Source organism: Paenibacillus sambharensis (assembly GCF_003233845.1).
Classification (GTDB): domain Bacteria; phylum Bacillota; class Bacilli; order Paenibacillales; family Paenibacillaceae; genus Paenibacillus_I; species Paenibacillus_I sambharensis.
Genome location: NZ_QKRB01000051.1, coordinates 37,714 through 63,784 on the forward strand (window position 1 = coordinate 37,714; position 26,071 = coordinate 63,784).

Consider the following 26,071-nt stretch of genomic DNA (forward strand, 5'->3'; position numbering starts at 1 on the left):
CTCCCGCGCAAGCTTTAAGATATTAAACCGGCGTCTGTTCAATACTGCTTCTATGTAAAAAGGAAAATTATATTCAAGGTTATGTTAGGTAATCCTGTTCTTGATTCATGCTGTCCATCTATTAACTTACAGCTGGCCTTCGTAACGATAAAGGAAGGGCATCGGGTTAACTCCCTCTGCCCATTCCGGTCTATGGCTATTACTTGAAAGCGCTAGCGTTGCTGTTGATCGCCGTCTCTGCAGCGTTGTAGTTGGTTACGGTGTTATCCAGAAAAACCGAATAGGAATTAACGACGTTCTTGTATTCCTCGAAGCGCGGCGCCAGGGCGTTGAAACGGCCGCGGATTGTCTCAGACGCATCACTCTGCCAAGTGGAGGCCAGATTGTTCATTTCCTTCTTGATATCATCCAGCTTGGCTGCAAGGCCCTCGTTCAGCGTTTTGATCGTGGAAGCCGTCTTCGTTACTTCCGCTAGCGAAATATTAATTCCATCTGCCATGGTTAGTTCCTCCCATATTTACGGATTTAAGTATGACGAATTAGTTCGTTAAGCGTTTTGCGGCATTAACCGTCTCGGTTTGCGTGTCACGGTAAGTCTTCGCACTGTGGCGAAGAAATTCAACATAATCCTTCATCAGCTTCACCATGTTATCGAAGTCCTCGGTAAAGCCTTTGATCTGGCTTACATATGCTTGGTTATCGGCACCCTTCCAGGCAGCGCCCATACCATCAACTTCCGTATACATCTGCTTGTACTGGCGCTCATAGTCAGCAGCCTGTGCTTCCATCTTGGCTGCTGCTGCTTCCAGCTTGGACGGTTCAACAACAATTTTTCTGGACATCCTTCAAACTCCTCTCCATGTTTAGAACAAAATTGGATTTATATTAACATCAGCGCGGAGCCGTTCCGAAGACCAAGCTCCTGCACTGACAAGTTAATATCAAGCACATCACCGGTTGCCCTGTCGCAGAGCACGGTGTCATTAGCTGCGGTAAAATAACCGCCTGTCAGATCCGTAACGGCGCCAACAAGCAGCGCCTCCACCTCGAACAGCTTCAGATGGACAGGTATGAACACGTCATAGACCTGGCCGGAGGCCGGAATGTATAGCTCAATTAAGATCTTATCCATCCTCCGTCACCTCCGCGTTATAGTGGATGGATGTCAGCAGCTTGACCAGCGTCGGCCTGCCCTTATGTATGACATAGCCGAAGTCATCGCCAATATCCTGATATAGATCACCCGACATCTTCGCCAGCTTGAACTGGTACTGATCGGTAATACCGTTGCCAAGCCATATGCCCTGGTCAAGCGATACCTTGTTCTTGTACCAGGCTTCATAAGCAACGGCTGAAATTTGGGGAGCGCTGTCGCATATAATGAACTGTACATTATAAGCCCTCTCGCCCCGCTCCAGCAGCACCTTCAGCTTATCCTGGGCATCGGCGGAGATCCGCATCAGCAGTCCGGACAAGGAGACGATCAGGCAGGTCTGCTTATCGAATACCGGTGCCGGCTCGCCGGCCTCCTGCGCATCCTTATACGTGTTGTTCCGGGTGACAAGCATCTGGAACAGCCCGACAACCGCCTCTTCCAGACCTGCTGTGCCCGAGACCAGACTGTACCCGGCTGCCGCATCTTCGATGAACTGCTCCTCGGGATCGAGCACCAGTAAGGTTCCGCTGCCGCGATGAGCGTACAGCTCTGCCAGACCCTGGGCAAAATCAGCCCTGTCATTATTCTGGGACAAGACCAGGCTGATATAGGCGGAATCGAAATCGGCTGACGCCACCTTCAGACTGCTCTTCTCAATTCCGACCGGAAGCCTGAAACCGCTCTGTCGGCCGAGCTCATCAGCCAGATAGGCTGAATCGACGCGGTCCGGCAGAATCGGAATCCGTACGGCTCCCGGCTTGCCCCACTCCGCCGCGAGCTTGGCGCTGATACGCCGGATGGCGTCAAACGGCTGATCGGAGCCCCGCTCCAGATGCGCGAGCTGGAACTCGTACACCCGGTCGGTTTTATATATGCCACGGCCTTTAAGCTTGGACGGGTAAACCCCGTCCACATTGCCGAGAACACCTGAATAATCGGATTGGTCGTTCAGCTGCAGAACGAACAATTGTTTAAAGTTCTGTAAGATGCGGTAACGCACGGCCCCTGTATTAAGCGCTGTGACCACGAAGAAAATGCCGTACTTCAGGCCCTCGCGTGTAAGCAGCGCGATGGTCTCCTCCATGTCCTCATAGAGCTCGGTGAAGGCCGAGAAGTTATGGATGATCAGGACGATGGCCGGAACCGCTTCTCCCGAGGATTTACGGTATGAGGCGAAATCTCCGCCATAGTCGGCAAACCGTTTCTTCCGCTGGTCCATCTCACGCAGCAGCATCTTGAATAGATTCTGGATCTTCTCCGTTTCATGAGAGACAAGCACATCCCCGACATGAGGCGCCTTCTCGAAGGCCCGCAGCGTCTCCGAAGCGAAATCCAGCATATAGAAGTTGACCTCATCCGGCGTATGCTCCTCCAGCATGGCGGTTACAAGCGTTGTGAGGAAGGTCGTCTTCCCGCTTCCAGCCGAACCGTAGATAACCGCATTTCCTTCCTGCGAGAGGGGGAACGTCATAGGCAGCTGCCGCTGGTTCACCGGATCGTCTACCTCCCCTATGAGAGGGTTCAGCACGAACGGCTCTGCCTGCCATGCAGCATATTTCTGCTTCAGTTCATCCCTGTATATCAATGCCGGAATCGGATCAAGCCACAACGAACGGACGGTAATTCCCTCTTCGTCTGCAATAGAGGCCAGATACTTGTTCACTTCGTCAAGCTGCTTCGGCGGATTACGGAACATTGCCTTGCGCTTATCAAGCTTGACCTGCTTAACGATACGTCCGAGATTGTCGACCACCGCTACACTGTCATCCTCGTTCTTCTCCAGCCTGTCCGTAGGATAATACGGCGCACCGCCCCATCCCGACTGGCCAAGCTCGAAGAGTTCATTGAAGCCCACCTGGACATAGAAGCGGCCGGTTACCGACAGACTAGCAGCGTCGGGCCGCTTGATCACATCCATGCTGTCCGCCTTCTCCTGAACCTTCAAGCAGATCCGGAAGCGGCTGTTGCTCCAAATCTGGTCATCCACAACGCCGGATGGCTTTTGTGTCGCCAGAATCAGATGGACCCCCAGGCTTCGCCCGATCCGCGCCGCGCTGACCAGCTGCTCCATGAATTCAGGCTGCTGCGTCTTCAGCTCCGCAAACTCATCCGAGATAATAAACAGATGCTGGAGCGGCTCGCTGACCTTACCCTCGCGGAACAGCTTCTGATATTGATAAATATCCATATTGCTCATGCCGAGCGACTTGCTGGTGTCACTAAAGATGGACTGTCTGCGCTTCAGCTCACTCTGGATGGAAATGAGCGACCGCTTGACAGCAGCGCCATCCAGGTTCGTAATCGTACCGGCCAGATGCGGCAGCGTGGAGAACGCATTCGCCATGCCGCCGCCCTTATAGTCAATCAGAATGAACGCCACCTCATGCGGATGGTAATTCACTGCGAGCGACAAGATGAACGTCATAATGAATTCACTCTTGCCTGAACCGGTCATACCAGCAATCAGGCCATGCGGGCCATGAAATCTCTCATGCAGGTCAAGCTTGAAAATATCACCGTTAGTATCAATGCCGATCGGCGTTTCCAGCGACAGCGTCGGGTCATTGTCGCGCCATCTGGTGAGCGCATTTAAATGCTCAATCTTGCCGACCCCGAACATCTCAAGGAATGTCATCATCGTGGGAAGCTTGTACAGGCTTGCCGAAGAATTCAACTGGATGTTGGCCAGGCGGATCGCCAGATCAAGCTCATCACGGCGGTCATATTCATCCGGCTGAAAGGCAATATAACTGCCCGATATGTCATCCTTATCGTAAATCTTGGAGATGCCTTCGTCGTATTCCACCACTAGAGAGCATTCCTTCGGAAGATTCATCAGCTCGTCGTAAAGGTGGACAAGACTGAAACCAAAATTCTGCTTCAGCTTCAAGATCTGGCTGACCATCTCCGCCTTGTCCGCCAGCTGCTTGCTCGCACAGAAAATCACATAGTGGGGACTGATATCCTTAAGGTCTTCATCGGCTGTCAGCTCCTCGCGGACAGCAATCTCCTTCTCAAAGAAGGCTGACAGCTGCTTGACTTCAGCAGGCGAGTTAGCAACAAACCGCAGCTCCCGCTCATTGTTCCACACATGAGGAAGCCATTTGACAAACCCCCACTGCTCCTGCTCCTTGGGATCATACAGGAATACCATCTTCAGCTCATCATAGCTGTGGAGCGCCGCAAGCTGCAGGATTAGCCCCTTGGCCGCCTCCGTAACGAGCTCCCTGCTGCCGATCAAGCCGCTGACCCAATCCTCGGTCATCGCGAGCGAGATTGGAACCTGCTCCAACACCTTAGGCTCATCGGCCAGCTGCTGCAGCTCCTCCTGCAGAACATCGTCATCCAGTGAGAAGCGCTTCTCCGGAAACCGGAAATCGGCACTCAGCGGCAGACGTCCAATGCCAAGCCTGACCTTCAAGAAGTCATTCTGCCGGTGGGTTCGCTCCCACAGGTTGCGCTCCCGGTTGCGAATACGGTTTACGCAGTGGGCAACGGGCAGGTGGTTCTCGTGCAGAATTTCCCGCTGATGCTCCACCTCATTGGTGAACTCCCGGCGAAGCTGCTCCAGGTATTTGCGGTATTTGTCCTGCCGCTCCTTCTCCTTCTCGCGCCGCTTCTTTCCCTCGTAGCGCCTGGTCATGATCGGCCACAGAATCGTACCGATCAGCATACTGAAGGACATGACCAGCATCGGCATGGAATTCATCATATTGCCGCCGTTGTACATCACATTGTACAGGGTGAACAGGCCGGTAAACATCGCTGCCATCCCCATGGTCAGCGACGGTCCAAGCATCAGCATGAGAGGCATCTGCTCCATATTGCCCATTGAGGGCGGAGGGTCAATCTTGAATTCCTTCTTCTCAATATCGCGCTTAAACCTTGGCGAGCGGTAGAATAGCTGCTTCGATGCATCCTCGTCTCCGAAATCATCATCATCCTCATCCGAGGACACCGCCTCCTGCTTGAGGAAGGGCTTAAAGACACCATCCTTGTATGTAAGCTGACCATCCGGGTTATTGACGGCAATATAGCCGCGTCCAATAACAATCTTCAGGCCAACCATATAAATCGTATCGCCGGGACTCACCAGCTTATCCGTTACATTGACGCCATCCACGAAGGTACCATTCGCACTCTCGCAATCCCGTACGGAGAGCGTGCCATCCTTCAGAATCAGCTCCGCATGCCGGGAAGACATGTAAGGATTGTTATACCGCAGATCGCAGCCCTCGCCACGGCCAATAGACAGTCGGCCTTCAGCTGGCAGCATAAGCTTGCGGAACACCTTGCGATCATCGGATAACGGCTCGGCAAACAGGACGACATGCTCCTCCGTCCTGGTCAGCTTGATGTTGTAGATGTTCATCGGCTCGACAGCCACTTCCCGCACTTTGCGGTTCTGGCTGTCGAGGATGACGGCGTGGCGGTTGGACTTTAGAATCCAGCTGCCTTCCAACCCCTCCACGCTGATAACTCGTTCTTCTTCACCCTTGCTGTTCGTATGGGTTACCCAATACTGCCCCTTCTGCTTAGCGGGCAGAACGGATGAATATATCCTTGTCTCTGTAAGCAATGACAGCTGCATTCTACTACCCCTAGCGCCGGTAAGGTATCCGGCAAAATCTCATTGTAATGCCGATTACTTTACAAACACCGGATCAAGCAGAGCAAACTCTGCTTCTGAGCTGCCGGAGCCTGTTACCGAGAACATGATACTCTCTACGTACCGCAGAGGCACTGTAACGGTTGCCGCTTCCTTCCCCTGGTTCAAGATGTGAGAAGCATACAGACTTTGCTGTCCCGATTCATCCGTCACATAGATGCGCAGCGTTACCGGATCGGACGGGAGGAAGCTCGTTTTATGCGTGATCAGTGCTGCCGTTGCTTTGAACTGGCGGTATTTTTCACCTAATTGGAAAGATACCTCCGATTTCGGGACACCACCGTCCTCCACCTTGTTGAGCGAGGTCATGATGTAGCTCATCGTTCTGCCGCCAAGCGGTGACCGGATCGCTTCCCCGTTCTCATGCGAGATGGAGACCGAAGAGGAATGATTAATAATCTCCTTGGCCGGAATACGTTCGTTCTTTGCTATGCCACCAATGTCGGTGAAGATCGGATAATAATTTTTGCCGGTCGTTTCTAGGAATACGGTTCTGCCGTCTGATGAACGGGATGGCTTATAGCCCAGCTCGTTCAGCATATAGCTCGGGAAGTAACCATAATTTTGGAAGGTAAAAGGCTTGTTCTTACTCTGAATCATCGCCTTCTGGCCATCCACCACGACACTGTCGATATTGAAGATAACGTTCTTGAGCTCGGCCGCAAACACGGATACTCCGCCAAACAGCATGCCGCCTACCACTACACCTGCAATAAACTTTTTCATTTGATAATGACCTCCTGATCGTGTTGTTGTCTATTCGCCTGTCAGATCGCTTAGCATCTGCCGGGCGACTGCATTATTGGGATCGATTGCCTTCAGCTGCTTGGATAAGCGGATGACCTTCTCGGTATCATCCTCAACATTGAAGGCGTACTGGATGCTCTCCTCCAGCTGCTTGATCTTCTTCGCCTGGCTGTTCTCCGTACTCTGCTTCGCCGCAGGCTTGGCCGGTGCAGGCTGTTTTGTTGGCTTCGGCTGCGCTGCAGGGGCCGGCTGCTGCGTCACTTTAACCGGTTCCTTCACTGGCTGAGGCTTGCTCTCCGGCTCGGCAGCTTGTGCCGGCTGAGGCTCGGCAGCCTGCTTCTTGGGCTCTTCCTTTACTACCGGCTTGGGGTCGGGCTTTACTTCCGGCTTGGGCTCCGGTTCAGGAACCGGCTCTGGCTCGGGTTCCGGCTCTGCCTTCACTGGTTCCTCCGTGTCATGGACAGCTTCAACAGGATCGGCTGCCGCTACCAGCTTGCTGTCGTCCTCTTTGCCGAGCATCGCATAGGCTGCTATTCCGCCGCCAAGAATGACAACAGCTGCTGCTGCAATGATATATCTCAGCTTGCTCCTCGGTGGTGCCGTCCGGGCAGCTTCTTCCGCTAACCGGATCGCTTCCAGCCGCTGGAGCTCCTCAGCCACACCGCGTGCCGCCATCTGAATCTCATAGCGAATAGGTGATGCTTCCGGCATTTTGTCCAGCAGGCTGTTGTAGGCTGCAAGAGCGGGGGCCAGCTCCCCCCTCCGTTCGAGCTCTCTGGCCTCTTCCAGAACCCTTGAATTATCGTCACCCAGAAATCCGGTACGGGGACCGGCATTCTCCGTTTCCGGCCAGCTTCCGGCTGTACTCGGGGGACTGACCGCTTCTTCTTGCGGCTGTGCTTCAGCCTCAGCCGACTCGCCATTTGCTGGCGCTTGAGGCGCAGCATCCGCCTCGACAGCCGGCATAACTCCGGTAAGCTGCTGCATTCCGGGGCGTTTAATCAGGGACAGGGTAATATACCACTCCCCAAAGGTCGGACACCTTAGCAAATCATCACTATCCCAAACCTGGCGGAACAGCGCGGCAACCTCGCTCCCATATGTACGCTTTAGCACCTCTGTCAGCAGCTCAGCCCGCTGCTCATCCTCCTGCATCCGTTCCGGGTCAAAATAGCTCTCTCCCCACGAATGCGAGCGTATCTCCGGATCAAACCATGCCAGCATCTCTGCGATAAGTACGCCACCCGCAAAGCGGTCCGCATATTTATTCCACATCGGCTGATGGCCCGGCCGGATAGATGCGTAACCCGGCGAGCCCTTGGACAGATGCTCGGGTTTATCCAGCTGGCTGGCATAGATCTGCTCGATATCAATGAGCTGCACCCAAGACTTCACCGCAGGCGTAATGTCATGAAGCAGACCGGGTATCATCACGTTGGGTCCTGACAAATCACAATGCGCCAGTCCGCGCTGCTCCATATAAGAGAGCACCTCGGCAAGCGAACGGGCTGTATGAAGCGATGTATCCGCTCCGAAGTCCCCCTGCTCCAGCAATATATCCGTCCATGTCGGCCCCTTGATCCAAGGCATCAGTACAGCGTATAAGAGATCCGGATAAGTACCCAGCAGCTCCATATTGTTCTGCGGGGTAAGCACCGTCCGCTCGCATACTTGAAGCCCTTCCACTCTGGCTATCGACGCCAGCTGATCTGCTACATACACGTTGGCCGGGTGGCGGAACGCAGCTCTGAACACCTTAAGAGCTTTGGATTGTCCATCCTGAACCGAGATCAGCTTATATACGGTGCCCTGTCTGCCTTCCTGCCCATAAGGCATGTCATAGAAGGCAGGATGCGGAGCAATTCGATAAATTTTGCCGTCAATAATAATTTCATCGCCGGCTTTAGGATTAAAGGTCATGTGCTTGAACTCCTTTGTTCAAGTTGGTGGCACTCAAAAAACGATAATACTCTGTTGGTTTAAGATTATACCTCGCTTTTATATAAAATGTTTTTTTTCGCCACTGTTTTTAATAAATCTTTAAGTAACGCTCGGTTATTATGAATAATGCAAAAAATATTCGTTTGTACAACATTTTTTTATCATTAATGCTACTTTATATATCGTATTATGGCAATAAACCTAGATAAATAGTTAGTTAGACTCATTAATTACTGTTTATTCGACAATTATCACCATTACTGCGGCACAAAATCCTCTCAACTGAGACGAAAGGTCCAGGACCATAATCTTCCACCAGGATATCGCTCACAAAAAAACAGAGCCCTCCCGCGGCAGCTGATTTCTGCTCTTAGGATGACTCTGTTACAATCTTTCAATTATTCCTCAGGTTAAGCAGTCCGCTCAGGCTGCCTATCCAATCTTTCGACATTCACTTGCCCGGAAAAGAAGGTGGCACCGCCCCCCATATCCGCTTCGCGGTCAGGGGTAAGGCTGTTCACCAGCGCTTTGCCGCCATTCGCATCATCGGCCCACAATCCCTGACTCACCACAACACCCGGCAGCACATCTGCACCCACCGATGCAGCGAGCTCACACGCGCCCCGGCTGTTCCAAACCCGTACATAATCACCATCTGTGATGCCAAGCCGGGCTGCATCCTCCTTGTTCATAATCAGCTTCGGCTGCTTCTCCATCCGGACATGCTTATCATTATTGGAGAAGGTTGAGTTCAGGAAGTTATGATTAGGTGCCGGTATGAACCGGAACATGGCTCCCTCATCAGGCAGAGGAATATAGGTTGGCAGTGGTGGTAAACCTCGCGTCTTTAACGAAGACGAGTACAGTTCTATGCGGCCGCTCGGTGTGGCGAGCCGTCCAGGGAAGAGCGGCTTGACGGAAGCTTTCCGAAATTTCTCATCGGCCAGCACTTCATACGTAATACCCTCCAGATTCGGGTTAGACTCATTGTCAAGCGTCTGCCGGATCATGTCAGCCTCCGTATCGCGGAAGGCCTCCTCAGCAAAACCCATGCTGCGAGCCAACAGCCGGAACAGTTCCACGTTGGATTTGCTCTCGCCGTAGGGTGCTATAACCGGCTCCTGGATCTGAACAACATGGTGCCAGTAAGAAAGATATAAATCCGTATTCTCAAAAGAAGACGTCGCAGGCAGCACAATATCTGCATACATTGCGGTCTCCGTAAGGAATAAATCATGAACGACCGTGAAGAGATCCTCGCGCAGCAGCCCTTCTCTAACCTTGTTCGCATTGGGTGCAACCAGAGCCGGGTTGCAGTTATAAACAAACAGCGAATGAATCGGCTGCTCTAGCTCCAGCAGCGCACTGCCAAGCAGATTCATATTGATCTGCCTGGTCGGCCGCTCACGCAGATCAGGCCGCTGCAGTGCACGCGTATTATGCTGGACATGTCCGCTGTTGCTCTTAATAGCTCCGCCGCCTTTATGCTGCCACGCACCCGTTAGTGCCGGAAGGCAGGAGACCGTCCGGATCGCCATGCCTCCATTGTCGTGATGCTGCAATCCGTTGCCGATTCGGATGAAGGATGCTGGTGTGCTCCCATATATCCGTGCGAGCTTGCAGATATCATCAGCCGGAACACCAGTAATACCCGCGACGGTTACCGGATCGTAGGCTTTCACATGCTCACGAAGCTCTTCGGAGCCGATGGTGTACGCCTCCAGGAAAGCCTCATCCACCATGGCTTCTGCGAACAGCACATGCATCATACCCAGCGCCAGCGCCGCGTCTGTGCCCGGCCTCAGCGGGATAAACCAATCGGCCCATTTGCCCGTCCGGTTATGGTGCACATCAATCGCAATAATCTTGGCCCCGTTCTTGCGTGCTTTCTCAGCAAGCATGATTTGGTGCATATTCGTGCTGACCGCATTGATTCCCCACATGATAATGAGCTGCGAGTGTACGGTATCTTCCGGATCAATGCCTACACTCCCGCCCATCGTCGCCTTATATCCTTCCGTACCGGCTATCTGGCAGATCGTGTACAGAAGCCTGCTCGACCCAAGCTTGTTGAAGAACCGCCGGTCCATCCCTTCTGTGCCAAGGCGTCCCATGTTGCCGTAGAAGCTGTAGGGAAGGATAGCCTCTGCCCCTTTATCTGCTATCAGCTCCTTCCAGTGAGCCGTGATCGTGCCAATCGCTTCATCCCACCCAATCGGCTCAAACAATCCAGCGCCTTTCGGTCCTACCCGCTTCAGAGGTGTGCGCAGACGCTTAGCGTCGTAAATCCGTTCCGTCATATTGCGGACCTTGTTGCAGATAGCTCCTCTGGTAACCGGGTGCTCCGGGTCCCCGTCCACACGGACGATGCGGCCGTCCTCCTTGTGCAGCAGCAGGCCGCACTGATCGGGACAATCAAGCGGGCACACGGATTTGAAGACACCCGTCTCTTCCTTTATATAATTATTCAATCTTCTATCACCTCGGATTATATCAAGCATGTAACCTCCATTGTATGGCTGGTTATTTTCCGGTGTCAACACGAACCCGTGCTTTCTCAAGCCTCTCCATCACAAAAACAGCCCTGTCTATTCAAGACATGGGCTGCTTCATTCTGCGTGCTATAGCTATACCTTAAACCTGCTTGTCTGCTCCTGCAGCTGCTCAGCAAGCTTGCTGAGCGCTTCAGCCGATGAAGATATTTCCTGCATGGAGGCCAGCTGTTCTTCGGCCGCCGCGGATACATTCTGAGTGCCGTCTGCTGTTGTTCCGGCGATCTCCTCAACCAGCTTTACCGCTTCATTCAGCTGCTCGGCACTTCCGGCGATTTCCCCAAGCGCCTCGTTCGTATGCTCAAACTGCTGGGCGAGATTCTTGATGGACCGGTTGATCGCCTTGAACTTGCGTCCCGTATCTTCCACAGAGATAATTCCGCTGCTAACCTGCTCAACTACAGTGGTCATTGCACGGTCCGCTTCAGCGGTCTCATTCTGAATCCAGCCGATAATGTCAGCAATCTGCTGTGCCGAGCTGGAGGTCTGCTCTGCCAGCTTGCGAATTTCCGAAGCGACAACAGCGAAGCCCTTGCCCTGCTCGCCCACCCGCGCGGCTTCTATCGCAGCATTAAGTGCCAGCAGGTTCGTCTGGCTTGATATAGCCGTAATCATGGACAGAATTTTACCGATTTCCTGTGACCGCTCGCTCAAACCTTGAATCGTGTGCGCCAGTCCGTGAACATTCTCGTGGATGCCGCCCATCTGCGTCATGTTCTCATTAACTGAAGCCGTTCCTTCCGCCGCATCCGCCAGTGTCTTCTGTGCGGCTTGCGCACCGGCCTGCGTGTCTGCGGAAGCCTGTTGAAGCAGGCTCGTCATCTCACGAATCGATACCGAGCTCTCGGCCACACTCTTCACCTGAGCTGAGCTGCCCTCAGCCACTTCCTGCATAATGCCGGCAATCTGCTCCGTCGCCCTGGAGGTCTGCTCACTTCCAGCTGTCAGCTCCTCCGCGGAAGCCGCCAGCTGCATGGAGCTCATGCTGACGTTCCCGATCAGCTGTCTCAGGTTGTCCGTCATCTGATTGAATATATCGGCCAAATCCCCGATCTCATCCTTGGACCGGATATCGATGCGCTCAGTCAGGTTGCCTTCACTGATCGTAAGCGCTGTTCTGCTGATGACTTTAAGCGGGCGCGTAATCGAGATAATCACCAGCGTGGTAACTACCGTTCCGGCAAGAAGTGCAGCAATGATTACAATAGCTGTCGTCACATATATTGGCCTGGCTGCTTGGCTGAACTCATCCTGATACATCGTACCGGCGATTTTCCAGCCTGTCAGCTCGTTGGTGGCAAACACCATCTGCTTCGCATCACCCTCGAAAGAGTACGCGAAGCCACCTTGCTGGCTTTCATAGATTTGCCCAATGAACTCTTCCTCCGCCACTGTACCGATCTCGCGGGTTGGATGCGCAATATAGCTGCGGTCCTTATCCATAATAAAAGCATAACCGTTCTCACCGATCTCCGCCAAGGATGCACGGCTGATCATACTATCCATTTTCAGATTAATACCCAGAACTCCCGAGCCGTCTTCCAGCGTCTTCGCGATGGTGACTACGATCTCTCCTGTTGATGCAGTCTTATACGGATTGGTCAATACTGCCCGGCCGGGATTGGCCGCAGCCTCTTCAAACCATGGCCGTTTGCGCGGATCATAATCTGCGGCCAGCTCCATGCGTGGCTCCTGAATCATTAATCCGTCTGAAGTACCTACGTAGATACTCACCGTCTCTGGATGCAGCCCCACATATTGTGCCAGCTTCTGCCTGAGCAGCGGGCTGTCAGCGCCATCTACCAGCGACTGATCCAGCACCGACGAGAAGAAATCCGCGTCATGCAGCTTCGGTTTCACTAGGTCACTGATCATGGCATCCAGCAGCTTCACATTCTGCTCGGCTGTATGAACGATATTGTACTCAATTTCACTCTTTGCGCTTCCATATGCCATGACGCCAATTACAATTGCAGGTATAAGCAGAAGCGCTCCCATTGAGGTAATCAGCTTATTGCGTAAATTCCACCTGAAGAGACGTTTCTTTTTCTTGTCCACCCTTTTCCCACCTTGTCTAAGTTGTATTTTTTATGTGTATTGCCCAGCTGGTCAGTATCCTTCGGCTTGTATTTCGATGAGATACTGATTAACACCTATACCATTATTTCGGCAGATCGCGGGCGTTTGGTTAGGCTTGCCACAGCTTTTGAAGAATTTGGGTACTCTGCCTATAGAAGCCCAATGTGAGTTCGCAACAGACACGGTTACTTTAGTTGTACCAATTGAAAAAGGGATATCCCAAAGCCGTTAGACTTGGGACATCCCTTCGCAGCTGTATTCTTATTCATTTGGACTTATACACTTATTTGAGCAGGGAACACGGGCGGCGGAAGTTGGGCGATAACCTGCTCCAGCACGTCATGATCCGCATCGTGCTGGATAGTGACATGACCCAGTCCATAACGGTCCGAAGCAAACTGATAACGGGGATCGTAGTAATGGACCAGCATCAGTTCCACCGCCTCCTCGAAGCGGCCTTCCTGCAGGGCCGTGCGAATAGCCGCAGCGACTGGCGTATGAATCCGTTTCTCAATCCGTTCAAACGAATCCAAGCAAGCCTGCTTGTGCTCCTCCGGCTTGTATTCACGGACAATATTACGAGCCCGCTCTTGTACCGGCATCTCGATGAACAAAGAGGTTCCCTTCTCCTTGGCTGCGATCACCGGCTCGGGAACGACAACCTTGCCAATTCTGCGGCTCTCCGCCTCCAGGATCAGATAAGGAGATTCCGAGCAGCGGATCAGTTCCTGAACGAGCAGGGAATCAAAGGTTTTCTGGTTATTCGGCTCAAGTCCGATCTGTCCGAAGATGGAGCCCCGGTGCTGGGCCATACGCTCCAGATTGATAACGGGGTATCCCCGCTCTGCAAGCTTGTCCAGCAGGTCGGTCTTCCCGCTTCCCGTATAGCCATTAATGACGTAGCAGTGCGGAAGCTCCGTAAGCCGCTCAATGGTTTCGACGACCCACTTGCGGTAAGCACGGTAGCCGCCGTTCAAGCGGTACATTCTCAATCCCATTAACGAAGCCAGTGTTGCTGACGTTCTGCTTCTCATCCCGCCCCGCCAGCAGAACACAGCCTTGCGGCCGGGACCTGCCGCTTCAATAGCTTTCACGAAGGACGGCAGCTTGGCCGACACGATCTCCAATCCTTTATCCTTCGCTGCCTCTACGCTTACCTGCTTGTATAGGGTGCCAATCTCGGCCCGTTCCTCGTCATTAAAAATCGGAATATTCAGGCTGCCCGGAATCGTTGAATCGCCGAACTCCGAAGGCGACCGGACGTCGATAAGCGCGATGTTTCCCTTGCGATGCAGCTCCAGCAGCTCATCAACCGTTATATCCTGAAACATGCCTTCTGTTCCCCTCTCCTCATGTAGCGTTTAATCCGTAACGGTAATATGACCAGGATGTTCCTCTACTACCTCGCCAATGATATGGGCATCGACTCCCGCTTGCCGCAGCCGTCCGTGAAGATCTTCCGCCTCCGCTCCAGAGACCGCAATCAGCAGGCCGCCGGAAGTAACCGCATCGCAGAGAATGTACTGGCCAACCTGGTCCATCGTATCTGGAAACGTTACTGCTCCTTGCAAATGGGCAAAATTATTTTTCGTCCCGCCAGGTATTACGCCCTCTTCAGCCAGCTCGCGAACGCGCGGGAGAACGGGAACTGCTCCCGCGCGTATGCGAAGACCCGCATTACTTCCCTTCGCCATTTCAGAAGCATGACCCAGCAGTCCGAAGCCCGTAACATCCGTACAAGAATGAACTTCGAATGGCTCCATAACCTCAGCTGCCGTCTTGTTTAGCGTCGTCATCACCTTGGTAACCTGTGCAATTTCCTCTGCGTTAAGCTTGTCACGCTTAATGGAAGACGACAGAATTCCGACACCGATCGGCTTAGTCAGGATCAGCTTATCACCTGGTTTGGCACCGCTATTCGTCCGGACTTTACCGGGATGAACCAGCCCGGTGACAGCAAGGCCGAACTTGGGCTCATTGTCATCGATGGAATGCCCGCCTACAAGCGCAGCACCCGCTTCCTTCACCTTGTCGGAGGCGCCACGCAGAATATCAGCCAGAATCCGCTTGTCCAGCTTGGTGATCGGGAAGGCGACAATATTCAGCACCGTCAAAGGCTTGCCGCCCATTGCATATATATCGCTTATAGCATTAGCTGCGGCCACTTGGCCGAAATCATACGGGTCATCCACGATCGGCGTGAAGAAATCAAGCGTCTGGACAAGGGCCATCTCGTCGTTCAGGCGATAGACGCCCGCATCATCACTGGTGTCCAGCCCCACAAGCAGATTGGGATCAGGAACAGCCGCCGGAAGACTGCGGAGCACCTGAGAGAGCTCACCTGGGCCGATTTTGCATCCGCAGCCTCCTTTGCTCGAAAGACTGGTCAACTTGACCGGTTCATAAGATTCCATCTTCGTATCATCCTTTCCCGGGAAATAATTGTCTAAATTTCTGTTCTAATCTGGAGGGTAGATTCGGATAAGCTCCTGGTCGCCAAGCTGCTGAGGCAGCCCGTCAAACACAATACGCCCGCCGCTTAATCCGATAATCCGGGTAGCGAACGCCTTGGCGCTGATCACGTCATGAAGGTTCAGGAGAACCGTCATCCCCCGCTCCCGATGCAGTCCGCCGATATACCGCATAATCCGTTCAGATGTCACAGGATCAAGGCTCGATATCGGTTCGTCCCCCAGCAGCAGGGATGGCTGCTGCATCAGTACGCGGGCGATCGCTACACGCTGCCGCTGCCCGCCGCTTAGCGCTTCCACCCGCTTGGCAGCAAGGCTTGCAAGCCCTACCTCCTCCAGTGACGCAAGAGCAAGCTTGCGATCCCCCTCCGTGAACAGCCCTGTTAAACTTCGCCAGCGGGGCATCATGCCGAACCGCCCGGCGATCACATTGGTCAGGACGGGGAGTCTCGGCAGCAGGTTAAAGTGCTGAAACACAAAACCGATTTCGCGGCGCAGGCTGCGAAGCTCACTGGCGTTCATGCCCGTTATACGCCGGCCTTTCCACACGATGCTGCCGCTGTCCGGCTCAACCAGCCTGTTGATACAGCGGATCAGGGTGGATTTACCGGCGCCGCTCCTGCCGAGCACGGCCACGAACTCTCCTTCCTTGACCTTCAAGTTAATGTCCTGCAAAGCGGGCTGTTTCTCTCCTGGGTACCGTTTCGTTAAACCTGTAATTTCCAGCATCTATTTCACCCTCTTCCGGATGAATGCGCCGGTATAATCGACTGCCGTCACCAGCACCATGATCAGCAGCACCTCAAAGGTAACCTTCTGGTACATGAACTGTTTGAAATCATTATAGAGCATTTGGCCGAGCCCTCCTGCTCCGACAATACCAAGCACCAGACAGGTGCGGATCGCCACTTCCAGCCTGTAGAAATACTGGGAGAAGATTAGCGGCAGCATTTGCGGCATTATTCCATAGATGGCAACATGCAGCCTTGAGCCCCCTACTGCCTTAACAGCCTCCAAGGGACCGTCATCCATAGCTTCAATCATCTCGGAGATCATCTTGCCGAATACACCAATATTATGGATGATAAGTGCCATGACAGCTGGCAGCGGTCCAAGTCCAAGCGTCGGAATGAAGATCAGAGCCAGGACAATCTCCGGAATGGAACGGATAAAATTGAATACGGTACGGCTTCCGTTGTACAGCCACAGGCCCGGGCTCCAGTTACGGGCAGCCAGGAAGCTAAGCGGGAAGGCAATGATTAGCGCCGCAAGCGTGCTGAACATTGCCATCTGGAGGGTATCGATCATTGCTTTCCATGCAGCTCCGCTGTTAGAGAAGTCGGGCGGAAACCAATGCTCGCTGACAAATCGAACGGAATTGCCAAGGTCATGAAAGAGAGACCAGTCTATACCGATTCCATATCCGGACCACACCAGCAGAATGATCACAATAAATAGTGCCGGCAGGTTCCGCATCGTATTACTGCTTCGGCTTCAGGCGGTTATCCTTGATAGCCGCCTGACGGATAGCTGCGTAGTCTTCATTGCTTGCTTCTGTGAAGCCGCTCGCTCCTCCGAAGGCACTTAAGATATCCGGATCCTCCGTACCCAGCATTGCTTCCCGGATAAGCTTGATCTCTTCATCCGTCACATCCTTGGTGACAGCCCATGGATACTGAAACAGCTCCTCTGACTGCCATATGGTCTTGATCTTGTCCCCATCCACCGTGCCCTGCTTCACAAGGTTATTATAGAAGGCACTGTCAATGGCCCCAACATCCTGCAACCCATTCTGGATAGCCAGCGCTGTCGCCGTATGGTCTCCTGTATAAACGACACTCTTGAATTGATGATCCTGCTGGGATTGAAAGAGCCCCTTCTCCTTCAGGGCGATTCCCGGGATCAGGCTGCCTGAGGTCGAGCTGATGTCTCCGAATGCAAACCGGATATCCACCGCATGCTCTTCTACATCCTCGAACGAATGATAAGGTGAGTCCGCAGGCGCAATTAAATAAGAATAATAGAAAGGCTTGCCATCGATTAGTTGGGTGACAATCGCCTCTACATCATAACGCTCATGCGCTTCCACATAGGTCAAAGGCCCAAGATAAGCCATATGAGCCTTGCCGGCGCCCATGGCCTCCACTACGCCATTGTAATCAGGATATATTTCCGCCCGTACTGGTCTTTGCAGCTTCTTCTCCAGCAGCTCAGCCAGCTTGTCTGCTCCTTCTTTCATCTGGCTGCTTCCCTGCGCCGGTATGATACCGATCAGGAATTCTTCCTTCGGCTGTTCGCCAGCGGCCTCCCCTTGAGCGCCTTGTTGTCCGCTTTCACTGCCGCAGGCTGCAGCAATAAGACTAACAAGGAGCAAGCATGTTAATACCAGAAATGTCTTCTGTTTCCGGAACATCTTGTCCCCTCCTGTAAGCTATAAATTTCTTCTGCAAATATTGACATTAGCACATCTTGCGAATAAACGAAAGGAGCAATCCTACAGCCGCATTTAAACATGAAGAAAGACCGCCGCAGAGCCAAATCTGCAGCAGTCTTTTCCTTGGGTACAGTACCCTTATCATCCGTTTCCCGGCTTAATTATCTCAGCCCGTATAAACCCGGCTTGTTCGGACCGGCAGCGTTCTCCTGGCCCAGTGCCTGGCCCCGCTGTGAATTTCTGGATCGTATTACATTCAGTCTTGCCGTTAATTGATCAAACCATTCCTTATCACGGGTAGCCAGCGCCAAATCGATTAAGCTTGCCAGCGAGTCCTGTCCCTCAATCTCTGATTCCGGCAGCCCCTTCACACGGCGAAGCTTCAGCTCTACTCCCGTTCCTACCGCTTCCTCATTATCGGACGCAACAACGTGAATCTGGATTGTTCCATTCTCTATATCAATGGCTTCCACAAATCCATGGACCAGTTCGCCATTACGTGTATACCCCTGTACCCAATCGGCTGTTTGAACGTTGTTCATGGTTATCCACCACCTCATAAAATTTGCCGAAGACCGGCATTCTTACGAAAACCGCAACAGTTATCGAATAAAAGCGTCACAGCAGCCTGCCACATCTATGCTGTATTGTTAACTGTAACCAATGACATTACATTTATACTGTAATATTAAAGGATACAGTTTGTAATGTCAAGTATCATGCAGCCCGGTTTACTCGACCGGAAGCTTGCCCTCCATCGGGATAAGCCCAAAGATGCCGCGGATACCGGCGAGCACATTCGGTGCCTGCGCACCATATACCGCTACAGCTGACTTTACGTGCTTCAGGTATTGCAGCTCATAAGGATTGCCGAGCGACAGAAGCACATAAGTCTTGGACTGCTGATTGGCCTCATCGATAAGCCGCTGATAGTCTCTCCAATTATTATCGGCAATGGGACTGCGGAATTGATAGGACGCAAGTATAAAATAGTCGGATCTGGCGATCAGCTCTTCAGCTTCACGTCCCTCCAGCTCCCCGGCGGCGGCGGTTTCGACCGCAAAACGTTGTTTCAATCCCGCAAGCTCCAGTTGCTCCTTGACCATGGCCGCATGCTCCCTCGAGCCGGCGATGACGGCAATCCGGTCTCCATGCTTAAGGTTAAAAGGCAGCTTGGCCGCTGTATCAGCCAGCTTGGTCACCGCTGCTTCGGCAATCCGCTTCTCCACCTTCCGGTGGGCCAGGGATCCTACCACGGCCGAAGTTCTCTGCTGCTTGAGCTCGAGGGCAGGCCCCTCAGCGAACAATCCATAGGTGTCCTTCAGCCGCATGATCCGGCTTACAGATTCATCAATCCGCTCAAGCCCGATCTCCCCGCTGCGGACCGCTTCCATGATTGCTTCATGAGCCGCTTTGCTGCTGCTTGGCATCAGAATAATATCAACTCCAGCAGCCACAGCCATGCTCACTGCCTCTTTCTCGCCGAAATGTCCGGAGATGGCGTTCATTGTAAAAGCGTCCGAGATAATAACGCCTTCATAGCCAAGCTCTGTGCGCAGCAGGTCCGTTAATACCTTGCGGGAAAGCGTGGCCGGCAGTGGCACCATGGTGCCATCCTTCTTGGACCGGACCGAGGATGGTTCAACCGCAGGAAACGCGACATGGGCCGTCATAATCATATCCGCGCCAGCGGCTATGGCTTCCTTGAATGGCTTAAGTTCCACAGCATCAAGCCGATCTCTGTCATGGTCCAGAACAGGCAGGCCAAGATGGGAATCCACCGACGTATCCCCATGTCCGGGAAAATGCTTGACCGCAGCTATGATCCCCGACTGCTTCAAGCCATTCATGAATGCAATCCCGTGCGTCGAGACCAGCTCGGGCTCCGAGCCGAACGAGCGTATTCCGATGATCGGATTACCGGCATTCACATTAATGTCAAGTACAGGCGCAAAGTTCACATTCACGCCGAGCGCCTGAAGCTCTTCCCCGGTAAGCTTGCCCGCTTCCCGTGACAGCCCCGGATCTCCTGTGGCTCCAAGCGCCATATTTCCCGGCAGGTTGGTGCCTCCCGGAATCCGCTTCACGACGCCGCCCTCCTGGTCAATGCCCAGTAGCAGCGGTATATCTCCCCGTACCCGCTGTAGCTCATCGGTCAGGGTTGTCAGCTGCGCGGCACTGTCGATGTTCTTGTCGAACAGGATCAAACCGCCGGCATGCTGCTGTTCAATCAGTCTTACCACGCCTTCATTAACTGCTGTTGTACGCTTGCCCTCCCACATCCGGATGTCGGGCATCAGCATCTGTCCTGCCTTTTCGGGGAGCGTCATCAGCGACAGCAGCCTGTCCCAGTCCCGGGCTGCGATCGCCTTTTCACGTTCCGAGCGGATGACGCGCGTCAGCATGACGGCAAATTCCGCCCGGTTAACCGGCCGGTCCGGACGGAAGGTCTGATCCGGATAACCGCCAATCAAGCCGAGGGAAGCCATCGCATGAACCGATTCGCCCGCCCAGTGCCTGCTGATATCCGTGAAAGCCGGACTGCCGGCGGCACCCGGCTTGAGCCCGTAGGCACGAAGCAGCATAACCGCTGTCTCCGCCCGGCTGACCGGCGCATCCGGCCGGAAGGTTCCATCCGGTAATCCGCCGGTAAAGCCGTGAGTCGATGCTGCTGCAATTTCATTATAGAAAGGATGACTCTCCGGAACGTCCAGATAGTTAAGCTTGCCAGCAGCTCCTTGCGTTTCCCCCGGTACCAGCTCGCGTACTAGGTAAGCCGCTGCCTGCGCGCGGGTGATTGGATTCAACGGTCCGAACCTCCCGCCTCCGTATCCCGCTACTGTCCCCCTGTCGGCCAGGTACTGAATACCATCCTTCGCCCACCCGGCTTTCTGCAGGTCCCGGAATCTCTCCTCCGCACGGGCTTCCGTCCCCCAGGCCAATCCGCACAGGAGCCCCGTGCACCCTAGCGTGATAACTGCCTTTTGCCATCTCTTCACTGCTGCCGCACCTCTTCCGTTGTATTCGTCATGTATCTTTCATAAACGCCGCCGAGATGCTGAAATGTTGCAGTCTTACTCGGGCACATTAAATCCGGCTGAAATAATTCACGCATTCCCTGATGGTGTGAGCCCGTCCCAACGGTCCCCAAGGATCCCACTCGCGGCTGTCCGGGGCGTAAACTTGGCCTTCTGCCACCGCCCGAAGACTTTGCCACAGCGGGTTTGCCTTCAGTCTGCCGAGCGAACCCGCATCGCTCCATAATATTAAGATCCGTTCGGGATCCAGCTCCGCCAGTTTGGCGAGCCCGTGCGAAATATACGGTTCAGCATCGTCCACGGCATGCATCTCAAGCCCCAGATCCTGAAACAGCAGATCGGTCATGGCATGGCTGCGGCCTGTGTACAGCCGGACCTCATCAGCCAACGCACGAATGACCGTCCACTTTCCGGCGGGTATGAGCCCCTTTAAGGCATCTCTTGCAGCCTGCTGCTGCGCATCTATATTCCGTATAATCTGCTCAGCCTCAGCCTCCTTGCCTAGCAGCGTGGCGAAGGCTTCGAGATAGCCTGTCCATTTCGTTACCCCATCCAGCACAACAGTGTTGCTCTGTTCCCTCCAGTCCTGATCGAACGGATCATGACGGAAGCTCGTCTTGATCACAATATCCGGCGACAAGGCGGACAGCTCACTGTAACGGATTCTCCGCTCCACATTAAGCGGAATGGTCTGATTGAGCATCGGCCTGAGATAACCGGGCACACCCTGTCCAGGAAACAAGCTCGGAAAAGACGGTGCGGCTATGGGCTGAACACCCAGTGCCAGCATATGATCCTGGAGGAACAGCTGGCTGACAATCGCGATCCGCCTGCTGCCCTTCCTGCGGTATTCTGACGGGGATATACCCTCCCGCTTCTTGAAGGTTCGGCTGAAGTAAAGCTCATCCTGGAACCCGACGCTTCTTGCGACCTCTTTTAAAGTGCGGCCCCGGTCGGTAAGAAGCCGCTTCGCTTCTGTCAGCCTTACCTTTGTCAGATACGCTCCGGGCGTCATACCGGTTACCCGCTTGAATGCCCTGCAGTATGAGCTGGGGGTAAGTCCCGCAAGCGCGGGCAGCATATTCAGTGAAACCGGGTTGTTATAGCTTCTATCCATCCATTTCATCGTACGCAGTACTGCATCATCGGCCGGCAGCTTGCCCGCTTCCGCATACAGGGCCAGCATATGAAGCAATTCATGAAACAGGCTTTGGCTACGGTGTCTGTCCGTATGCTCATTGCTTATCACGAGCGGTATTAACTGTTTCAGCAACGCTGCCGCTTCTGCCGCCGCCTTGGCCGGGAGCATGACACTGCCGCATTCCATCAGCGGCAGCCCTGAGGCTGCAACCGCCGCTTCCGGATCCCCCAGATCCAGCATGACCGCTGCACCATGAATATAAAACAGCTTGGCCTGTTTACCAGCTGGCATCAGGCTGACAGTCTCACCCGGCCGTACCCTCAGGCACATGCCAGGCTTCAATACAAATTCATTCGACCCGATTCGAGCCGTCCCCCTGCCCTCCGTTATCAGGCACAGTGCATCTCTGGCAGGCCTAAAGCTCCTCAAGGATACCCCTTCGCGAAGCTGGTGCTCCTTAACCGAACGCAAGGTATAAACAATAGGGTAATAAGTGCTCATCTGTCACCCCCAAGGACAATGGCGTCCATGCAAAAGAGATAATGGCATCCATAGTCAGCGCTTCTCTTATTCTTTATATTGTAAATGAGAATCATTATTAGTGGAAGGGCTGATTTGGGCCAGGAAGAAATTTCTCAAGAAATTCTGCCTGTATACAGCAATAAGCTCATGTCGGAAACCGTCACAATTAGACGAACAGGTGGTCTGCAGCACAAGATGAATAGCTTGTTGAACACTCCCAAACAGAAAGCTGCAGGGCTTGCTGGCGGGATTCTGCTTCTTCTGCTCAGCATGCTTGCAGCCCTGCTGTTCGGTTATCACCGCTTCACGCTGGTCCAGCTTGCCGAGGCTGTGTTCTGGTTCGACGGGTCGACGGAGCATCTGCTCATCCGTTCTGTCCGAACACCGACCGTGCTGATCGGCGCGCTCGTCGGAGCCGGGCTTGCCACTGCCGGAGCTGTGATGCAGGTGCTTACCCGCAATCCGCTCGCCTCTCCCTCTGTGCTGGGCGTGAATGCGGGAGCCGTTCTGGCGATTGTGCTGGCCTTGTCTCTCGCAAGGCTCGACCTGGGTACCGGACAGCTGATCTGGGTCGCCTTTGCAGGAGCGGCCCTGACAACGCTCTTCGTGTATGCCAGCGGTTCGGCCGGTCCCGGCGGACTGCAGCCGCTTAAGCTTACGCTTGCTGGTGCAGCTGTAGCAGCCTTCGCAACGTCCATTACGTCAGGGGTCATGCTGCTGAGAGAGGAATCGCTGAGCGAGACGCTGTTCTGGCTCGTCGGTTCTGTCTCAGGACGCAAGCTGGAGCACTTTACAGCTGTGCTTCCTTACATAGGGGCGGGGCTGCTGCTGGCATTCAGCATGGGGAAATCGCTGAACATGCTGGCTATGGATGAGGAAGTGGCGAAAGGGCTTGGACACTGGACTGCCCTAGCAAAAGCGGGAGCTGTAGCGGCAGTCGTACTGCTCGCCGGGGGAGCCGTGGCAATCGCCGGACCGATTGCCTTCGTGGGGCTGATCGTGCCCCATATATGCCGGTATATGGCCGGCGGCAATCACAGATGGCTGATTCCCTACTGCACCGTTTACGGAGCGCTGCTGCTTGTAACGGCAGATCTTGTATCCCGCCTCGTGCTGATGCCGAAGGAAATACCGGTCGGCGTCACAACAGCGATGCTCGGCGTTCCTTTCCTGATCTATCTTGCCAGGAGGGGTGTCCGTGAGCAATAAGCGACTTGTAACTCTCTGCACGGTGCTCACTGCCATCCTTTTTGGTACAACGGCATGGAGCGTTTCCGTCGGCTCGATGAACCTACCGGTGCTGGAGGTAGCTGCCACGCTGCTGGGCGGAGGGGATGAAACGGACCGGCGGCTGATCTTCAGTCTCCGGCTCCCCCGGATTTTGGTCGCAGCCATGGTGGGTGCAGGACTGGCCGTAGCAGGCGCCATTATGCAGGGCATCTTCCGCAACCCCCTCGCCGCTCCCGACATCATTGGCATCAATGGCGGCGCTTCAGCAGCCGCTGCTGCTTTTCTGCTCTTCATGAGCGGCCAATACAGCATTCACCTGCTGCCTGTCGCAGCATTTGCCGGGGCGGCAGGTGCCGCCGCACTGATCTATGCATTAGCATGGAAGAACGGAGCATCGCCATTCCGGCTGATTCTGATCGGTATCGGCATTTCATCTGCCGCTTCCGCTCTGACCACATTCCTGCTGATCAGCGGGGATTCCTACCGTGCGGTACAGATTGTCAGCTGGCTGACCGGTACGGTCTACGGCAAATCCCTGGAGCATGTGTATGCACTTATTCCCTGGGTGGCTGTGTTGATCCCGCTTGCCTGGGGAATGTCGAGACACCTTGATGTCCTGGCGCTTGGCGATGCGACGGCAACCGGCGTAGGAAGCGATGTACAGCGTACCCGGCTGGTGCTGCTTATGATAGGTGTAGCGCTCGCCGGCGCATGTGTCGGCATAGCTGGCGGCATAGCCTTTATCGGATTGATGGCACCGCATATGGCGCGCCGCCTCGCCGGCATTCGTCACCGGGCTATTATCCCTGTGTCCGCGCTGCTAGGAGCTATCCTGCTGGTCCTAGCCGATCTGGCTGGGCGCACCCTGTTTGCTCCGCAATCCCTGCCAGCGGGAATATTCACAGCCGGCTTCGGAGCTCCGTTTTTCTTTTATCTGCTGCTAAAGCGCAGTCACAAGACTTCAGGATGACCGCAGCACCTATTTACCGAACTTATTACTTACTTGAGAACCAAGGAGAGATTGCTAATCATGTTCCGTACACATTCCAACAAGACCGTTCTTTCTATTCTAATGCTGATCCTGTCCCTCTCGCTCGTCCTGTCCGCCTGCGGCGGCAATAACAGCGGCAGCAGCACTAATACGCCGCCAGCCAGCCAAACAACCGCCAACAGCAATGCCGGCAATGCTGGCAGTGAGCCTGCGCCTGGCGAAGCCCAAACGGCGGAGACTACTCGCACTGTCAAGCACAGTATGGGTGAAGAAACGCTCACAGGTACGCCTGAGCGTGTAGTTGTCCTGACACAGGAAGGAACTGAAGCTGTTCTGGAGCTTGGGATCAAGCCAGTAGGGGCTGTCAATTCCGGCCTCGGTGATGACTGGTTCCCGCACATTCGCAGCGAGATGGAAGGCGTAACAGAGCTTGGTGATGAAACAGAGCCTAATCTTGAGCTGATACTCAGCCTCAAGCCGGATCTTATCCTAGGCAACAAGGTTCGTCATGAAGAAATCTACTCCCAGCTTAAGGAAATCGCACCAACTGTCCTCTCCGAGGATCTTGCGGGCAATTGGAAGGAAAACTTCGTGCTTTATGCAGAGGCGCTTAACAAGAAGGCGGAAGGCGAAGCGGCCATGGCGGCTTATGATGCACATGTCGAGCAGGCCAAGGCTGAGCTTGGCGACAAGCTTTCCAAGCAAGTATCGCTTGTCCGCTTCCTGCCGCAGGCTGTCCGCCTCTATATGAAAGACACGTTTGCCGGCGTTATTCTGGCGGACATCGGCTTTGCACGTCCGGCCTCCCAGGACAAGGACGAATTCATGGAGGTCATTGGCAAGGAACGCATGGCAGACATGGACGGCGACATTATGTTCTACTTCAATGCTGATTATGATGAAGAAAAGGGCGGCACCAAGATGCAGGAGGAATGGTTCAGCGATCCGCTCTTCGCTGGTCTGAATGTGGCCAAAACGAATATGACCTTCAAGGTGGACGAAGTCATCTGGAACCTCTCAGGGGGCATCAAATCCGCTAACCTGCTGGTAGATGAAGTTATCGAGCACGGCAAAAAGCTTTAATCCGAACAAACGTACAG

19 protein-coding genes are annotated in these 26,071 nt (G+C 54.0%); 3 read left to right on the top strand and 16 right to left on the bottom strand.

Translation table 11 applies throughout. From position 1 onward, the window contains the following. Positions 1-199: 199 nt before the first annotated feature. The 16 genes from DNH61_RS16560 to DNH61_RS16635 all read right to left on the bottom strand — a co-directional run bounded on the left by DNH61_RS16560 (position 200) and on the right by DNH61_RS16635 (position 22,729). Entirely contained in the window at positions 200-499 is a 300-nt protein-coding gene (locus DNH61_RS16560; protein ID WP_111147802.1) for a pore-forming ESAT-6 family protein, read from the bottom strand. 40 nt (positions 500-539) lie between these two features. Next, on the bottom strand, positions 540-842 hold the full coding sequence (locus DNH61_RS16565) for a WXG100 family type VII secretion target (RefSeq protein WP_111147803.1): 303 nt from the start codon (positions 840-842) through the stop codon (positions 540-542). 38 nt (positions 843-880) lie between these two features. Continuing rightward, positions 881-1,132 (bottom strand): ubiquitin family protein, encoded by a 252-nt coding sequence (locus DNH61_RS16570; RefSeq protein ID WP_111147804.1) that lies wholly within the window; start codon positions 1,130-1,132, stop codon positions 881-883. Further along, positions 1,125-5,747 carry a type VII secretion protein EssC gene (gene essC / locus DNH61_RS16575; protein WP_111147805.1) on the bottom strand — a complete coding sequence of 1,541 codons (4,623 nt, stop codon included), beginning with the start codon at positions 5,745-5,747 and terminating at the stop codon, positions 1,125-1,127. Before essC ends, DNH61_RS16570 begins: the two co-directional genes overlap by 8 nt. 54 nt (positions 5,748-5,801) lie before the next feature. Continuing rightward, a complete protein-coding gene (locus DNH61_RS16580; protein ID WP_111147806.1) occupies positions 5,802-6,551 on the bottom strand; it encodes an NPCBM/NEW2 domain-containing protein in 750 nt (249 codons plus the stop codon). Between the two features lie 30 nt (positions 6,552-6,581). Next, entirely contained in the window at positions 6,582-8,492 is a 1,911-nt protein-coding gene (locus tag DNH61_RS16585) for a serine/threonine-protein kinase (RefSeq protein WP_111147807.1), read from the bottom strand. Positions 8,493-8,923: 431 nt separating this feature from the next. Further along, on the bottom strand, positions 8,924-11,014 hold the full coding sequence (locus DNH61_RS16590; RefSeq protein ID WP_425452265.1) for a molybdopterin-containing oxidoreductase family protein: 2,091 nt from the start codon (positions 11,012-11,014) through the stop codon (positions 8,924-8,926). A 126-nt stretch (positions 11,015-11,140) separates the two neighbouring features. Further along, the gene (locus DNH61_RS16595) at positions 11,141-13,123 is read right to left on the bottom strand and encodes a methyl-accepting chemotaxis protein (RefSeq protein ID WP_111147808.1); all 1,983 of its coding nucleotides are present in this window, start codon (positions 13,121-13,123) and stop codon (positions 11,141-11,143) included. Between the two features lie 296 nt (positions 13,124-13,419). Then, positions 13,420-14,475 (bottom strand): tRNA 2-selenouridine(34) synthase MnmH, encoded by a 1,056-nt coding sequence (gene mnmH / locus DNH61_RS16600; RefSeq protein ID WP_111147809.1) that lies wholly within the window; start codon positions 14,473-14,475, stop codon positions 13,420-13,422. Positions 14,476-14,505: 30 nt separating this feature from the next. Beyond that, entirely contained in the window at positions 14,506-15,558 is a 1,053-nt protein-coding gene (gene selD, locus DNH61_RS16605; protein ID WP_111147810.1) for a selenide, water dikinase SelD, read from the bottom strand. 45 nt (positions 15,559-15,603) lie between these two features. Beyond that, positions 15,604-16,344, bottom strand: coding sequence for a phosphonate ABC transporter ATP-binding protein (phnC, locus tag DNH61_RS16610; RefSeq protein ID WP_111147811.1), 741 nt, complete (start codon positions 16,342-16,344; stop codon positions 15,604-15,606). Further along, positions 16,345-17,091, bottom strand: a complete 747-nt coding sequence (phnE, locus tag DNH61_RS16615) for a phosphonate ABC transporter, permease protein PhnE (RefSeq protein WP_111147812.1) — start codon at positions 17,089-17,091, stop codon at positions 16,345-16,347. Positions 17,092-17,095: 4 nt separating this feature from the next. After that, entirely contained in the window at positions 17,096-18,028 is a 933-nt protein-coding gene (gene phnD / locus DNH61_RS16620; RefSeq protein WP_111147813.1) for a phosphate/phosphite/phosphonate ABC transporter substrate-binding protein, read from the bottom strand. Between the two features lie 182 nt (positions 18,029-18,210). After that, positions 18,211-18,591 (bottom strand): IDEAL domain-containing protein, encoded by a 381-nt coding sequence (locus tag DNH61_RS16625; protein ID WP_181438749.1) that lies wholly within the window; start codon positions 18,589-18,591, stop codon positions 18,211-18,213. Between the two features lie 189 nt (positions 18,592-18,780). Beyond that, positions 18,781-21,048 (bottom strand): glycoside hydrolase family 3 N-terminal domain-containing protein, encoded by a 2,268-nt coding sequence (locus DNH61_RS16630; RefSeq protein ID WP_111147815.1) that lies wholly within the window; start codon positions 21,046-21,048, stop codon positions 18,781-18,783. 88 nt (positions 21,049-21,136) lie between these two features. Continuing rightward, positions 21,137-22,729 (bottom strand): helix-turn-helix domain-containing protein, encoded by a 1,593-nt coding sequence (locus DNH61_RS16635; protein ID WP_111147816.1) that lies wholly within the window; start codon positions 22,727-22,729, stop codon positions 21,137-21,139. Positions 22,730-22,945: 216 nt separating this feature from the next. On the opposite strand from DNH61_RS16635, the gene DNH61_RS16640 reads away from it, so the two are divergent. The 3 genes from DNH61_RS16640 to DNH61_RS16650 are packed head-to-tail and all read left to right on the top strand — an operon-like array spanning position 22,946 to position 26,054. After that, a complete protein-coding gene (locus DNH61_RS16640; protein WP_111147973.1) occupies positions 22,946-23,959 on the top strand; it encodes a FecCD family ABC transporter permease in 1,014 nt (337 codons plus the stop codon). Further along, on the top strand, positions 23,949-24,950 hold the full coding sequence (locus DNH61_RS16645) for a FecCD family ABC transporter permease (protein ID WP_245948214.1): 1,002 nt from the start codon (positions 23,949-23,951) through the stop codon (positions 24,948-24,950). Before DNH61_RS16640 ends, DNH61_RS16645 begins: the two co-directional genes overlap by 11 nt. A 60-nt stretch (positions 24,951-25,010) precedes the next feature. After that, complete coding sequence (locus DNH61_RS16650) at positions 25,011-26,054, top strand: ABC transporter substrate-binding protein (protein WP_181438750.1); 1,044 nt, start codon at positions 25,011-25,013, stop codon at positions 26,052-26,054. Positions 26,055-26,071: the final 17 nt, after the last annotated feature.

Coding starts and splice junctions, on each gene's coding strand:
- DNH61_RS16585 (WP_111147807.1), bottom strand. CDS start 8,492: ATGACCTTTAATCCTAAAGCCGGCGATGAAATTATTATTGACGGCAAA.
- DNH61_RS16590 (WP_425452265.1), bottom strand. CDS start 11,014: ATGCTTGATATAATCCGAGGTGATAGAAGATTGAATAATTATATAAAG.
- DNH61_RS16560 (WP_111147802.1), bottom strand. CDS start 499: ATGGCAGATGGAATTAATATTTCGCTAGCGGAAGTAACGAAGACGGCT.
- DNH61_RS16565 (WP_111147803.1), bottom strand. CDS start 842: ATGTCCAGAAAAATTGTTGTTGAACCGTCCAAGCTGGAAGCAGCAGCA.
- DNH61_RS16640 (WP_111147973.1), top strand. CDS start 22,946: ATGAATAGCTTGTTGAACACTCCCAAACAGAAAGCTGCAGGGCTTGCT.
- DNH61_RS16570 (WP_111147804.1), bottom strand. CDS start 1,132: ATGGATAAGATCTTAATTGAGCTATACATTCCGGCCTCCGGCCAGGTC.
- DNH61_RS16650 (WP_181438750.1), top strand. CDS start 25,011: ATGTTCCGTACACATTCCAACAAGACCGTTCTTTCTATTCTAATGCTG.
- essC (WP_111147805.1), bottom strand. CDS start 5,747: ATGCAGCTGTCATTGCTTACAGAGACAAGGATATATTCATCCGTTCTG.
- DNH61_RS16580 (WP_111147806.1), bottom strand. CDS start 6,551: ATGAAAAAGTTTATTGCAGGTGTAGTGGTAGGCGGCATGCTGTTTGGC.
- mnmH (WP_111147809.1), bottom strand. CDS start 14,475: ATGTTTCAGGATATAACGGTTGATGAGCTGCTGGAGCTGCATCGCAAG.
- phnE (WP_111147812.1), bottom strand. CDS start 17,091: ATGCGGAACCTGCCGGCACTATTTATTGTGATCATTCTGCTGGTGTGG.
- selD (WP_111147810.1), bottom strand. CDS start 15,558: ATGGAATCTTATGAACCGGTCAAGTTGACCAGTCTTTCGAGCAAAGGA.
- phnD (WP_111147813.1), bottom strand. CDS start 18,028: ATGTTCCGGAAACAGAAGACATTTCTGGTATTAACATGCTTGCTCCTT.
- DNH61_RS16635 (WP_111147816.1), bottom strand. CDS start 22,729: ATGAGCACTTATTACCCTATTGTTTATACCTTGCGTTCGGTTAAGGAG.
- DNH61_RS16625 (WP_181438749.1), bottom strand. CDS start 18,591: ATGAACAACGTTCAAACAGCCGATTGGGTACAGGGGTATACACGTAAT.
- phnC (WP_111147811.1), bottom strand. CDS start 16,344: ATGCTGGAAATTACAGGTTTAACGAAACGGTACCCAGGAGAGAAACAG.